Annotated in this window: 13 protein-coding genes; 4 read left to right on the top strand and 9 right to left on the bottom strand. The window is 38.4% G+C overall.

Annotated features, from left to right (window positions below; all coding sequences use genetic code 11):
• Window positions 1–6: 6 nt before the first annotated feature.
• On the bottom strand, window positions 7–195 hold the full coding sequence (locus L3V41_RS08405; RefSeq protein WP_237127540.1) for a DUF2798 domain-containing protein: 189 nt from the start codon (window positions 193–195) through the stop codon (window positions 7–9).
• A gap of 81 nt (window positions 196–276) precedes the next feature.
• Between L3V41_RS08405 and L3V41_RS08400 the strand changes: the two genes are divergently transcribed.
• A complete protein-coding gene (locus tag L3V41_RS08400) occupies window positions 277–1,131 on the top strand; it encodes a LysR family transcriptional regulator (RefSeq protein WP_237115488.1) in 855 nt (284 codons plus the stop codon).
• A 121-nt stretch (window positions 1,132–1,252) separates the two neighbouring features.
• Here the strand turns inward: L3V41_RS08400 and L3V41_RS08395 are convergent, their stop codons facing one another.
• Window positions 1,253–1,726, bottom strand: a complete 474-nt coding sequence (locus tag L3V41_RS08395) for a hypothetical protein (RefSeq protein WP_237115489.1) — start codon at window positions 1,724–1,726, stop codon at window positions 1,253–1,255.
• Between the two features lie 217 nt (window positions 1,727–1,943).
• Between L3V41_RS08395 and L3V41_RS08390 the strand changes: the two genes are divergently transcribed.
• On the top strand, window positions 1,944–2,654 hold the full coding sequence (locus L3V41_RS08390; protein WP_062567774.1) for a hypothetical protein: 711 nt from the start codon (window positions 1,944–1,946) through the stop codon (window positions 2,652–2,654).
• Between the two features lie 65 nt (window positions 2,655–2,719).
• On the opposite strand, the gene L3V41_RS08385 is transcribed toward L3V41_RS08390, so the two are convergent.
• From L3V41_RS08385 to L3V41_RS08360, 5 genes are all read right to left on the bottom strand, one after another.
• Window positions 2,720–3,646, bottom strand: a complete 927-nt coding sequence (locus tag L3V41_RS08385; protein WP_237127539.1) for a histone deacetylase — start codon at window positions 3,644–3,646, stop codon at window positions 2,720–2,722.
• Window positions 3,647–3,836: 190 nt separating this feature from the next.
• The gene (locus L3V41_RS08380) at window positions 3,837–5,681 is read right to left on the bottom strand and encodes a hypothetical protein (RefSeq protein WP_237127538.1); all 1,845 of its coding nucleotides are present in this window, start codon (window positions 5,679–5,681) and stop codon (window positions 3,837–3,839) included.
• Window positions 5,682–6,075: 394 nt separating this feature from the next.
• Window positions 6,076–6,330: a hypothetical protein gene (locus tag L3V41_RS20000; protein WP_237127537.1), complete on the bottom strand. Its 255-nt coding sequence runs from the start codon at window positions 6,328–6,330 to the stop codon at window positions 6,076–6,078.
• A 470-nt stretch (window positions 6,331–6,800) separates the two neighbouring features.
• The gene (locus L3V41_RS08365; protein WP_237127536.1) at window positions 6,801–7,106 is read right to left on the bottom strand and encodes a hypothetical protein; all 306 of its coding nucleotides are present in this window, start codon (window positions 7,104–7,106) and stop codon (window positions 6,801–6,803) included.
• 306 nt (window positions 7,107–7,412) lie between these two features.
• The gene (locus L3V41_RS08360; RefSeq protein ID WP_237127535.1) at window positions 7,413–8,006 is read right to left on the bottom strand and encodes a class I SAM-dependent methyltransferase; all 594 of its coding nucleotides are present in this window, start codon (window positions 8,004–8,006) and stop codon (window positions 7,413–7,415) included.
• 337 nt (window positions 8,007–8,343) lie between these two features.
• On the opposite strand from L3V41_RS08360, the gene L3V41_RS08355 reads away from it, so the two are divergent.
• Together L3V41_RS08355 and L3V41_RS08350 are read left to right on the top strand one after the other, a co-directional pair.
• Window positions 8,344–9,492, top strand: a complete 1,149-nt coding sequence (locus tag L3V41_RS08355; protein WP_130151967.1) for a porin — start codon at window positions 8,344–8,346, stop codon at window positions 9,490–9,492.
• A 12-nt stretch (window positions 9,493–9,504) separates the two neighbouring features.
• Window positions 9,505–9,912 (top strand): phosphate ABC transporter substrate-binding protein, encoded by a 408-nt coding sequence (locus tag L3V41_RS08350; protein ID WP_130151968.1) that lies wholly within the window; start codon window positions 9,505–9,507, stop codon window positions 9,910–9,912.
• 88 nt (window positions 9,913–10,000) lie between these two features.
• Here L3V41_RS08350 and L3V41_RS08345 read toward each other — a convergent pair whose 3' ends face one another.
• Complete coding sequence (locus L3V41_RS08345; protein ID WP_062567780.1) at window positions 10,001–11,626, bottom strand: methyl-accepting chemotaxis protein; 1,626 nt, start codon at window positions 11,624–11,626, stop codon at window positions 10,001–10,003.
• 290 nt (window positions 11,627–11,916) lie between these two features.
• Window positions 11,917–12,414, bottom strand: a complete 498-nt coding sequence (locus tag L3V41_RS08340) for a DUF417 family protein (protein WP_062567781.1) — start codon at window positions 12,412–12,414, stop codon at window positions 11,917–11,919.
• Window positions 12,415–12,431 lie beyond the last annotated feature (17 nt).

The raw sequence follows: 12,431 nt of genomic DNA, 5'->3' as shown, positions 1-12,431 counted from the left end.
ATGCCCTTATTGGCGGCTTGGCGGCGCAACCGTAAAAGCCACCACAAAAGCAGCAGGCCATGCATTGGCAAACGCCTTCATCCAGCTTGCTAAAAATGTATCGCTTAGCCCTAAATTGACATAGGTAACCCATGCCGAAAGCAAAAACGACATTAAAAACGAAAATGCCGCAGTAAATGTAAAATGAATTTTCATATGTCCTCCTTGGCGTTACTATATTTGCATAGCCCAAGTAGCAACAGTCACTAAAATGCAAACTAAGATTGAGGGAGTAGTATGCTGGATGATCTGCATTTATTTATCGAAATAGCCCGCCGTAAAAGCATGAGCCAAACAGCAAAAGATTTAGGACTGAATCTATCAACGCTTTCTAGGCGCATTCAAACACTCGAAGACAAGCTCGGTGAGCCATTATTACAACGCACGGCCAGAGGCATTGTGTTAACCACCAAAGGCGAGTCACTTTATAACGAATTAGGCGAGCAAGTGCTTGCTCTCAATAGTCAGTTAGCACAATTAAACGACTCGCCTACCGCAAAAGACTTTTACCTGTTGTGCCCACAAAACATCATTGCGGGTCCACTGATGGGCGCAATTAATCAATTTGCGATGGCAAACCCTGCGTTAAACCTCCACATATACCCAAGCAATGCCAATAGTCAGTTAAGCCAAAAACGTTTTGACTTAGCTATTCGTATTGGCGAACAACAAGACTCTAGCTACTACCAAAAACGCCTAGGTATGATTGCAATTAAACTTATAACAAAACAAGGCGCACCTAAATCACGTTTAATTATCCCCTACTCTGAGTCACAACTACCCAGTGGTTTGCTAAACAAATTAAAAAAAGAGTATGAGCAAATAAGCTTTTGTTTTGATATCACCATTGCCAGAAAAATGATTGAAGCAGGCTATGGTGCAGGCATACTCCCTATGAGTGAAATAGGCTGTATAAAAAACACCAATCAATTTAATTACCTAGATACGCCACACAATTTACCTGCGAGACCTATTTACGCCCTCTGGCCGCATTCACGCACCCCCTCTGCCAATGCCCAGCTCTTAATAGAGCAACTGCAAAACAGCATTACTCACACCCCTAGCTTACAAGGGGATGTGATAGAGCTATAGAATGAGTAGCAGCGATTTTACATCGCGTTTTAATAAGCTACTTTTAATAACTTACCGTCGCAGCATAAAGCCACTGCTACGCGTGTAAGAAAGTAACTTAAAAAACAAGCCTAATTTTGATTTAAGGCTGGGCATTCCAAGCAGATTCAAACAAGGCTTTTTGCTCAACTTTGTTTTCACTACACCATACAAAATCCGCTTGCTGGATTTTCTTTGCTCTACAGCGCTCTGGTAGCTTATAAAACTCTCCCCACGCTTTACGTTTTTCATCATCATTGTATGAATTGGAATAAACAGTAGAGTTATATACTTTCGTATTTAAAAGCCCTGTCGGGTTTGACCGATAACTATAATTACCGCCATTACCCGCGCTTCTTGTCGGTTTTTTGCAATGTCTTGCCAGCAAAGTAAACAGCTCGTCGGAGCGCTTATTCCAACGCTCACCTTGTTGTGCGCTATAACTGCGATTCATTCTTTTACGAATAGACTCACGTTCAGCTTTAATGTTATCGCATTGGTTTTGAGAGTATTGCTCGTTGGCAATTGAAGTTGGGCTTACTAATAAACTAGCGAGTAATAAAATCCATTTATTCATAATTTCACATCAATTTTGTTAATTGTTTTTCCCTACAAATATTACCGACTAAAAAATATAAATAGTCTCAGAACTGACATGCCTTTTATAACATAATTTAAACAAAACTCTATTTATTTTAGGGCTATATAAAGTACCCAAAATTTATTTTTAGCATATTAACATTACAAATAATCATGATAGAATTCTGCCCATAGGATTTTAATAAGGATATTTTATGGATATTATAATTGGTCAACACGTGCTGAAGAAAAAAGCACAGTTAACCCAACTTTCAGATCGCGCAATCGGGCGAGAATTTAAAGATCAAGCAGCCCTAGCAATACAAATGACACAATGTAGCGCAGCTGTTTATCGTCGCTTACAACGAACGTATAAATCAACCATCACACCAAAAGATCAAAAACGTGTAAAAGCGGGCGGCTTAAGTACAGAATCTGTGACTTTTTCAACAAGTAACCGTAGCCAAAAATCTTTTAACAGTTTACTTCCCGCTATGCGAGGAGGTGCATCTGCTCCTGGTAATGTGCCAAAAACATCTAATGATGTTGCTGTTGCTTCTAACCAACCCCAAGCAACTAACTTACTCGCTTTACTACACCCTATACTCAGCGAAGATATTATGAAAACGGGTAACAGTGTAGAAAAAGCCGCAACAATACTTGGCCTTGTCACAACAACAGCGGGTTTTGTTATTCCTGGCGGCGGCGTTGCTTCTTCAATCGTAAGTTGGGTAGGAAGTGGCGCAACTTATTCAAGCTACTCAATGTCAAGAATTCGTCCCGATGCACCAGACCGCGCTTTTCACCAACTAACAAACTACATTACCTGCTTAGCAGCATGGAATAAAAAAGCGTGTGAGTTAATTGATATTGCCGACTCAAACGGCCAATGGACTTTCCGCGATATTGAAACGGGCTTTGCATAAAACAAAGCTCGTTTTAATGCACAGACACCACAGCATTGTGCTTGGTGTTTGTGATTTTAAAAAAATTAACGCTTCCATAAGGCCGTACACGCTCTAATTGCAGCAGCAATAGCTGACGCACTTTGTTTTGAGTAACCCCCACCACCAGTAACGACGGTTGGTATATTTAGGCTTTTTAAACGAGATAAAATACTCTTTTCACGCTCAACAACATCTTCTATTGTCAGTTTAAAGCCACCCAGTTTATCAACGGCCAGTACATCTGTTCCTGCAATTACAAAAGCCAAAGCATATTCATCAATCACTAATTCGAGCGCTTGATTAAGTTTCGTCAAATACTCTTCGCCTTCGACACCGCTTTTTAATGGCACAGGAAAATTCACTCTATTGCGGGTGAAGCTCGATGTTGGGTAAATATCTTCATTGTAAACATCTAACAAATGTACGTTTTCATTATCTTTAAATGAATACGCATTACCGTTGCCATGATGAGCATCAACGTCAATAATCAACACTTTATCTGTTTCGCTTAAATGGCCATTTTTTCGTAATTGCTGGTAAGTAATGCCAATATCATTATAAATACAAAACCCTTCCATATTTAAATTACTAGCATGATGAAAGCCACCAGATAAATTCCACATAGTCTCGCCAGACTCTAGCGCTTTTTCGGCACCTAATAGAGTACCCGAAACAGCTAAACGCATAGGCGTTAAGATTTTTTTATCTAGAAAATCAAAGCTAACAAAAGGGATTTTAGGAACTTCAAGGGCACGGAAAATAAGCATTCGACTCAAGACCAATTTTCTCATTAGCTCATTGAGGTACTCGTTAATTATATCGGTAGAAATTGGTTCATTCGGTTGGATTACTTCAACATCCACACTATCAAGTTCAGATGCTACTTTGGCAAACTTTTCACCATCAAATGGATGCAAATACTTCAGTAATCCTAGCTGATAATTAAAGCGTGGTTCATAAATAACTTTCATATTTATGCATTTTCCGTTTCTGCAAGCTCTTTAGCGTAACGCAATACCTCATGAGGTGTCCAAACATATACTTTCAACATACAAAAAGCTTTCCCCCTATAAGGACCAACCTATACATTTAAAAGATAATAATCAATTACGTGGTTCAAAATAACCATGTAAGTAATTTAAGCTTTGGAACTACACCTTTCTATATATTCTTGGCTATTAACTCTGCTTTCAACAAGCCACCTTTTGTAAGTAACTTTGGCGCAAAACTGGGGTTTCGTTTAGATTTAAAAGCATCAAGAATCAACTTCAGGCCATGCGCTTCAAGAAGAGAAATGTTTACCTCTGTATCCATTTCAGCAGATTCAATAAAATCCTCAGAAAAACTCGGTGCAATTATTAGTACTTGAGCAACTCTTTTACCTTGATTCTCAGCACGATTTACATAAGCTTTAATTTGACGAGAAGTTGTTGAATATTTAGCAAAGTCACCGTTCTTGCAAGTTTTAGCTTCACCAATAATAATATCGTTATCACTCAGTGAAATAACAATATCGGCCTTATCTTTGGCCGTATTTAGATCTTTGCGTAAGTCTTCATCAATATTCAATTCTAAAACTTCTAATATCGCTTTTGTAACTTCTTCGAACTTAATACCTAAATCCACCTCTGAAACTTCAACCCCAACATCTCGAAGAGCATTAACGTCTCTTTTAGCCAATAAGTCATAGTTCTCTATTAACTTGTCTGTTGCATTAGCGAAACTTTCTAGTATGGCAAAGCGAGGATTACCACGCTTTGATAACCCCATACCATCTCGTACTTCTTTTACTTCTTCATTAGATAAAAGATATAAAATGTCATGTGGCGTAATACTCAATGAACGAAGCTTTTCAGTATCAATAATCTCTGTTGGCTCTAATTCAAAAGCCTCTTTCAAAACTGCTTGCATGGATGGAAAATGATCTTCCAAGGTCTTTAACAATTGTTTAAAGCCACTCACGCTTAAACAATCGAACTCTTTTTCAGTCGCCCCTGAGAGTGAATTTAGAATTAAGCCAATTCTTTCATCGAGTGTTGTGCCCAGTTTATCTGTATCAATTTCTAGGTCAGTAATTAGCTGTTTTAATCTTTCTTTACGCTGATTTTGAGTGTCTTCTGGATTATGGATATCATCACTTAAAAGCTTAGATGCACTTATACCTGAATGAATAATAGTTTGAATCTTCTCAGCGCGACTAATGCCTCTGATCTTACGACCATGAGCTTTCAATGCATTTGAAAGCTCAGCATCTGTGCAGGTTCTTAATATTCTTAACACATATTTATCAGCTAAGTCTTTGCCTTGTAATTCATTTAATAATGTAACAATCTCATCAGGAACAAATACTTCTTGTCGTTTTTTGCTGATAAATACAAGCCCAATATCTCTTAGACTATTTAATGCATCTAAAACACCCGTCTCAGGAATAACATCCACTAAATGCTCTATAGCTGCACATTCATCGGTAGTAAGCTCTAGTTGATTTGCAAGTACATTAAGAATACTTCTCTCATCGTCAGTAACCTTTGCATCACGGTTATTCTTTTGATCGTTAAAATACGCTTCACTCATGCAAGCATGATAAATTTTAAGCGCTTTATCTCTATCAATTGATGCATCAGATGAACCTTGGTTTATACAATTAAAAAGCTCCTTAGAGAGCTTAGATAGTTCTTTCCACTCTTTCGCATAAAGAGTTTCAATCCAACTGATACGAGCAACACAATTCCCGTCACGGCTCAGTAAATTGACTAATAAATTTAATTGAGCAGAACTCATCAGAATTTGCTCTTTGACAGACTCTTTGAAAAACTCCCTCACTGTATTAAACAGTTGGGTTATTTCACTGCCAGATGCATTTTTTATTTGCCCATCTATGTTATCTATTGTTTTAGCGAGTTTTCTGTTACTTTTTGCTGCATCAGAACAAAGGCGATCGAGACATGAAATGAATTTTGATTTTTCAACTTGATTAACGATAGATAAAACTTGATTAAGTTTCATAGATAGAGTCCTTTCTTATTATGTAGTTACAAACCTAGCATCTATTTGTAATTAGAGCAATTTTCATTCAGTCTATATTCATTAACAGGGTTAAATGACACATCTTTTGAGTAACACCAATCTACCAGTACACTCCAATTCCCCATGATCATACCTAAAACCATTTAGGCAATGTTGTACATCAAGTGTGCTCCTCGGCAGCCTCTCTTTGGTTGCCATCGCCAACGCGATAAAACCTCAAGTCGAGTTTTTTAAATCTCTTCTCAACTCCTAAAAACACACAAAAATACGTGCCTTAAAACCTGTTATCAAAAACAAAGCACGATATAAAATCGAGCCTACGCGATATACCTTGGTTTATCTTCTACCACTTAACCAAGCTCATTTTTGGCTATTAATAAATAGCACTTTCTGCAAACTCAAAACTATTTATGCCTACCCACAATTTGGCGCTGTTTGCCTGTGCAACCTGATACGCCCAATCGCTTACTGAGCGTGACTTTTCAGCATCACAATTAAAGTAATCGCTTAACTCTTTGGTTATGTACTGGTTATTTATAACGAGGTTTTGCTCTTGCCAGCGCTCGCGGTGCTCTTGTGCAGCTAAAAAGTCGCGTTTGCTGTTATTGCATTTACTATGAGCTGCCACAAAGTTGTGGCCTAAATCGTTGGCGTAACGCGTAAACGGAATAAAGTGATCAACCTCGGTTTTGCTGTTTAATGCCTTTTGACAATAAAAGCACTGCCCTTTTTGTAGTTCTATTAATACAGGTTTTGCTTTATTGAGTGCATTGCGATCAAAGCCAAATAAAAAGTCATGAAGCTGGCTTTGTGGGCCAATTAGCGCTTGGTTGTATTTAATGCTTTGAATTTTTTGTAGCCATGCATTTTTGGCTAAGTAAACAACTAAGTCGTAAAAGCGTCTAAAGCAACTGGCAATACCTACATTTAAGATAATATATTGCTGACCTTTAACATGAGGGTATAAAAAACACTCTTCCTTGCCATTTAGCTTTTGTAATAACCATAACGGTCCTTCTTTAATGGTTTTTAACGTTGTTCTGCGTATATTTTCCCAATCACTGCACTTTTTTAATTGGCTAACTGAGTTAATGTTTCTTAATTTTGCATCATGCAGTGTGGTGATGATTTTGGCTTGTTTTTTGAATTAGTGTTTTGTAAAAGCAACAGGTCTCTATTATTACCAATAGCAGCAAAAGGAGATGCTTGGTGCCAATATAAGGTAATAAACTTTTCGACTAATTCGTGAAAGGTTATTTGTAATTGGGCATTCGGATCTATTTGCTGTTTTTCAATGCTGATATCAGCAAGCGCATGTAACAAAGCAAACTTATAAGTGGCACTAAAATCCCCTTCCACCAGCATGCGCTGGATATAAGCGATAAAGTCGAGCTGTTGCTGCATAGCCATATCCAAACTATGCCTTTAAAAAATTGATGAGGGCTGCTTTTAAGCGCATAACTAAATCCTGTTACTGCGGCTTAAAACTAAAAAACCGCTCCATGGTTTTGAATTAATACTTACTAACTAGATATTAAGCTAGCGTTAAGTTTCAAACAATCTAGCATAAGTAGTGATGAAAAATATAGACTTTTTCAGTAAGCGGGGTAATAAATCTAATTTTTAAGGAGGGATTTTATAGTTAAAATGCGGTACTTAAGGGGCGTACCACATTATTTTTAATAATTGACTATAAGACTAAAAGATTACTCAAATAGTCCTTCTGTGCAAAATAGCATTCAGCCAGATCTCTGACGCTCGCTCGGGCCGTTGGTCGGCGCTTTGCCACGATTTTAAAATAAACAGGTTGGTGTTTTTAATAATGCTCTCAAGCGTTTGCTCGTTTAGGTCGGTAAATTCGCGGCCGTTGTGCTCGCGCTCACCGTCGCCGTATTTAAACGATACGTACACAATTCCTTGTGGTTTAAGTGCACGAGCAAGGTTGTTAAATGCCTCGGTTAAGTCTTTTTTTGCGACATGAATTAAGCTTGCGCAGCACCAAATACCATCGTATTTATCAACATCATCAAGCGCTTGAAAACTGCTTACAGCCACTTTCTGATTTAGGTATTCTGAGGCGAGTTTGGCAATTTCAGGGCTTATATCAAACGCATCAACATTAAAACCACGCTCTTTAAAAATGAAGGCGTCGCGTCCTGAGCCACACCCGGCATCTAACAACGTGCCATTTTTGGGGATTAACGGTAAAAATTCATCGTAAAGCTCTGTTAAGTCTACATCGAGCGTGGCATCTACAAATGCTTGTGCATTCTGGTTGTAATAATCGATTGTTTTGGTTGCCATTTTATATCCTTTATTGCGGCAGAAGTGTTTGCGTTAAAAATATCATTAAAAGGTGAGGATCATAAATAAATTTAGCAAATGTAGTGAGTATATAAATAAGTATTTATATGCAGAACGCCATTTAAGTACTATAAAATTATAAATATAACCCTTACTGACTTTTTAACTGCCACCTCAATTTATAATATTAAAATACCTTTAAACATTATTAATTAAAACAACAATTTTTTATTGCTCTGGTAACAATTTTCTCATACCTTATGTCGCCCATTTCGCAACTTACTACTATAATATTAAGCGAAATCAACATTTTCATACTAAATATTAGGGATACACAATGAAAAAACTTCCTATTGCATTAGCTCTATGTGCTGCTTTTGTGTCTGCAAACACGTTAGCAGAGGTTCGCATAAACGGCTTTGCTTCAATAGTTGGTGGTAAAACTCTTGATGACGACAACGCAACACTGTACGGCTACGATGATGACATTTCGTTTAAAAACGAGAGTATGTTTGCATTACAGCTGTCTGCTGATTTACAAGAAAAACTAAGCGCAACAGCGCAAATTGTTGCTCGTGGCAGTGATGATTTTGATGCTGAATTTGAATGGGCTTATCTAACTTATGAGTTTACAGATGAGCTACAAGTTAGTGCAGGTAAAATGCGCGTGCCTTTTTATCGCTACTCTGATTTCTTAGATGTGGGCTACACGTATCGCTGGGTTCGTCCACCACAATCGGTATATAACTTACCATTTTCGACTTATGAGGGTTTAAGTCTTCTTCATAATACACAGCTAGGCGACTGGGATTCTACGGTACAGGTTATCTATGGAAGCTTTGACGACAAAATTGCGGTGGTTTCTGTAAACGGTGATACCGAACTAAATGATATTGCAGGTATTAACTGGACGCTATCTTACGACTGGTTTAGTGCCCGCGCTGCTTATTTTGTAGCAGAAACCTCAATTGCGATTGAAAACGATACCGATGCTGGCATTGCACTAAATGGCTTAGAGCAGACATTGCGTAATGCAGGTTTTGTTGATCAAGCTGATGATATTGCTGTTAACGAAGATGATGGCTCTTTCTTAGCGCTTGGTTTTTCAATTGATTACAACGACATTTTATTTGATGCCGAATACACTGAGTTTGAAGTTGATAACAGCGCGCTTGCTAAGCAAACACAGTATTACACGTCGGTAGGCTACCGTATGGATGAGTGGACTGTTCACTTAACTTACGAAAATAACGATGATAAGCACGATAGTAGTCGTTACAACGCTCTTCCTGCTGTACCTGCTTTAAACGCCGGTATTAACCAAGTATTGGAAAGCGGTAAAGCTAAAAGTAATGTTTACACTATTGGTACTCGTTATGACTTCCACCCTTCAGCCGCTTTGAAAGTGGACTTTAGCCGCTTTAAAGATGACATCACTGATACAGACACTGATGTTGTTGCTGTTGCTGTAGACTTAGTTTTTTAATTGGAGCGCATAATGAAAAAATTACTTTTAGCTACAGCGGTAGCGCTTTTATCAAGCACCGCTTTTGCTGATGTTGCTGTGATTGTTAACCCTGCGAATGGCAATGCAATTGATGAAGGCACAATTAAAAAAATCTACTTAGGTAAAGCAAAGTCATTTGATGATGGCACTAAAGTAAACCCAGTAAACCAAGACGGCAACAGTGTTAGCGATGAATTTAACGATAAAGTAGTCGGTAAATCGAGCAGCCAGCTTAATGCTTATTGGTCAAAATTAGTATTTACAGGCAAAGGCACGCCGCCAGAAAAGCTTGCTAATGACCAAGCTGTTATCGATTTTGTATCAGCAAACGGTGATGCTATCGGTTATATTGATGCATCAAAAGTAACTGATAAAGTGAAGGTTGTTGCAACGTTTTAATTGCGTTTCAATAACAAGAGCCACCTTCTAAAAGGTGGCTCTTTATGAGTCTACTAAAGCTGGCGTTGCCAGCTTTTTATATGTAATTTTATTCGACCTTAAATTTAGCCGTAGCATCTAGTAGTGAGTCCGAGAGGTAATGCAGGTTCTTCGCAACATCTCTTACCTCAGACAACGAATTCATTGTCTCTTCAAATGACATATGCATATTAGAAACATTATCAACCACCATACTCGCGACCGATGTTTGCTCTTCAGTAGCCGCTGCAATTTGTGAGTTCATACCATTTATTTCTAGAATCTGCTCCGCAATTTTTTCAATTGAAAGGCCTGTACTCTCAGCTGCTTGTGCATTATTTGTAGCCATATCTCTGGCTGATGTCATGGCATTAACTGACTCATTTGCTGCCGTTGTTAATGTTGTCAGCAGCTCTCTAATTTCGTTGGTAGAGTGCGATGTTCTTGATGCAAGTTCTCTCACTTCATCTGCAACAACGGCAAAACCTCGTCCTTGCTCACCAGCCCTTGCAGCTTCAATCGCTGCGTTAAGTGCCAATAGGTTAGTTTGCTCAGCTATAGAGGTAATAACGTTTAAAATCTGTGTCACATTTTTTGTGTCATCAGCGAGTCGGTTAATGGTCGTTGCAGCTTGATTAATTTCATTGCTCAAAGTGCGTGACTCTTGCACTGAACGCTGTATTTGGGTGCGGCTTTGCTCTACTTCTTGCTCAGCAGTTTGTGCTGCATGTGACGCACTGGCTGCCGATTGTGAAATGTCAGCAACGCTTTGACGCATTTCTTCCATTGAGTGTTTTACCACTTCTGCATCTGTTGTTTGCTTGGTTGTTGCTTTTTCTGCACGCTCCATACCTTGCACTAAGCGTGTTGAGTTTTCCATTAACGGCTCACACACAGACATCACATCCAGCACCGCGGCCTTTAATAGCTTAATAAAGGCATTAAAGTTAATAGACACTTGGCCAATTTCATCCTTTGCATGAACTGCAAGTTGTGTGCTTAACGAGCCTTTACCATCTGCAAGCAAGCCTAAATTATTTGCCGCTGCACTGGCTGACGAGCCAATTCCACGAGCAATCCAAATAGAGGTGATTACCAATAAAAAGAGTGAAATAACTGACACCACAAGCATTAACTGCAACGCATTGTCTGAGCGTGCTTTAGTCGCCTGAACAAGTTCAAAGAAACGGTCATCCGCGCGTGTTTGAGCACGCTTAAAACCTTCAAGTACAGCCTCATAGAGTTGTGTTTTTTGCTGAGCTTGCTGCTGAATTTTACTAAAATCAGCGGTACCTGAGATCATTGAACTGGCGATCGTAGACGAAATATTAGCATACTGTTTTAGCTTTTCTTTCGTATCATCATGAACATAGGTATCGTTAATGGCTATAATATTTTTTAAATTTTCATTAATTGTCTTATAAGTTTGTGCCGCACTTTCAACTAAGTCTGGCTCGCCAAATGTCACTGCTTGTGTGTAAAGCTCGTCTAATTTTTCGAGTAAGCCAACATTTGATGACGTTAACTTTACTACTTCGTATGAAGACTTTTCTAACTCATCAAGTGACGCTCTGTTGTCATTCATTGCGATGTAGTTTACTAACACAATAATGACAAATGCTGCCACTGCTATACATGTAATCGCGTGTATTTTTTTAGTAATACTTAAGTTTTTAAAAGAAATACCTGCCGCCATTGAATTCACCTTTGCTGTCTTGTTATACGTATTATCGCCCGATTTATAAAAACTGTTAACTATATTTATATATTTTCAGGTTTTTTGTTAGCAACTGGCAAACAGTTTTAATCAAAGATACGTTTAACTTGAATGTAAACTCAGTATAGCAGTAACTTTTAGCTCGCAGCTTCTTGATTACAAAATCAATCCTTTTTTATCAAATTGACTTTATTTTTTAAAATAAGGGAGGGGTGCTTTATTAGTGAGCAAAATGAAAAAGGCCCTTTCGGGCCCCAACGTGGAGAGGGTTATTCACCGCCTTGGTTTGTAGCGATAATTTTCAGGCTATTTCCAGCAATAAATAAAGATGCTGCAAACAAACCGATATCTTTCAGTAGAAACTCACCAACAAAACTTAGCACAGGGAAACCTGCTTCCGTTGTAATGCCGGATAGAAATACCATCATGCTAATTGTTACAACAAATAACGCCATTGATAAAAGGCCACCAACCACTGATAACGCAGGATTGACGAAACGTCCAAAAAATAGCAAACCAATGATGATTTCAAGCGTTCCTAAAAAATTCACCAAACCTTGTTTCGAGAAAATGACATACATCCAAGAAACGAGAGGGTTGTTGGCAATCATGCCGTACATGCCTTCAGCCTGTCCTTGCGTAAATTTAATCCCACCAAACCAAATATAAATAATACCTAGGGTAATATATAAAAGTGGTAAACCAGCATTCTCTAGTTTGCTTGCAATACGTTGTGCTGTTTGTTGCTGTGTTGTAGTTAAGTTCATGAGTTTCTCCTGTGGCT

Origin of the sequence: Pseudoalteromonas sp. L21 (assembly GCF_021728035.1) — a bacterium.
GTDB lineage: Bacteria > Pseudomonadota > Gammaproteobacteria > Enterobacterales > Alteromonadaceae > Pseudoalteromonas > Pseudoalteromonas arabiensis.
This window is presented reverse-complemented; position numbering and strand designations above follow the sequence as displayed.

Bases quoted from the DNA above. Each gene is read 5' to 3' on its own strand.
- L3V41_RS08405 (WP_237127540.1), bottom strand. From the start codon at position 195: ATGAAAATTCATTTTACATTTACTGCGGCATTTTCGTTTTTAATGTCG.
- L3V41_RS08400 (WP_237115488.1), top strand. From the start codon at position 277: ATGCTGGATGATCTGCATTTATTTATCGAAATAGCCCGCCGTAAAAGC.
- L3V41_RS08395 (WP_237115489.1), bottom strand. From the start codon at position 1,726: ATGAATAAATGGATTTTATTACTCGCTAGTTTATTAGTAAGCCCAACT.
- L3V41_RS08390 (WP_062567774.1), top strand. From the start codon at position 1,944: ATGGATATTATAATTGGTCAACACGTGCTGAAGAAAAAAGCACAGTTA.
- L3V41_RS08385 (WP_237127539.1), bottom strand. From the start codon at position 3,646: ATGAAAGTTATTTATGAACCACGCTTTAATTATCAGCTAGGATTACTG.
- L3V41_RS08380 (WP_237127538.1), bottom strand. From the start codon at position 5,681: ATGAAACTTAATCAAGTTTTATCTATCGTTAATCAAGTTGAAAAATCA.
- L3V41_RS08365 (WP_237127536.1), bottom strand. From the start codon at position 7,106: ATGCAGCAACAGCTCGACTTTATCGCTTATATCCAGCGCATGCTGGTG.
- L3V41_RS08360 (WP_237127535.1), bottom strand. From the start codon at position 8,006: ATGGCAACCAAAACAATCGATTATTACAACCAGAATGCACAAGCATTT.
- L3V41_RS08355 (WP_130151967.1), top strand. From the start codon at position 8,344: ATGAAAAAACTTCCTATTGCATTAGCTCTATGTGCTGCTTTTGTGTCT.
- L3V41_RS08350 (WP_130151968.1), top strand. From the start codon at position 9,505: ATGAAAAAATTACTTTTAGCTACAGCGGTAGCGCTTTTATCAAGCACC.
- L3V41_RS08345 (WP_062567780.1), bottom strand. From the start codon at position 11,626: ATGGCGGCAGGTATTTCTTTTAAAAACTTAAGTATTACTAAAAAAATA.
- L3V41_RS08340 (WP_062567781.1), bottom strand. From the start codon at position 12,414: ATGAACTTAACTACAACACAGCAACAAACAGCACAACGTATTGCAAGC.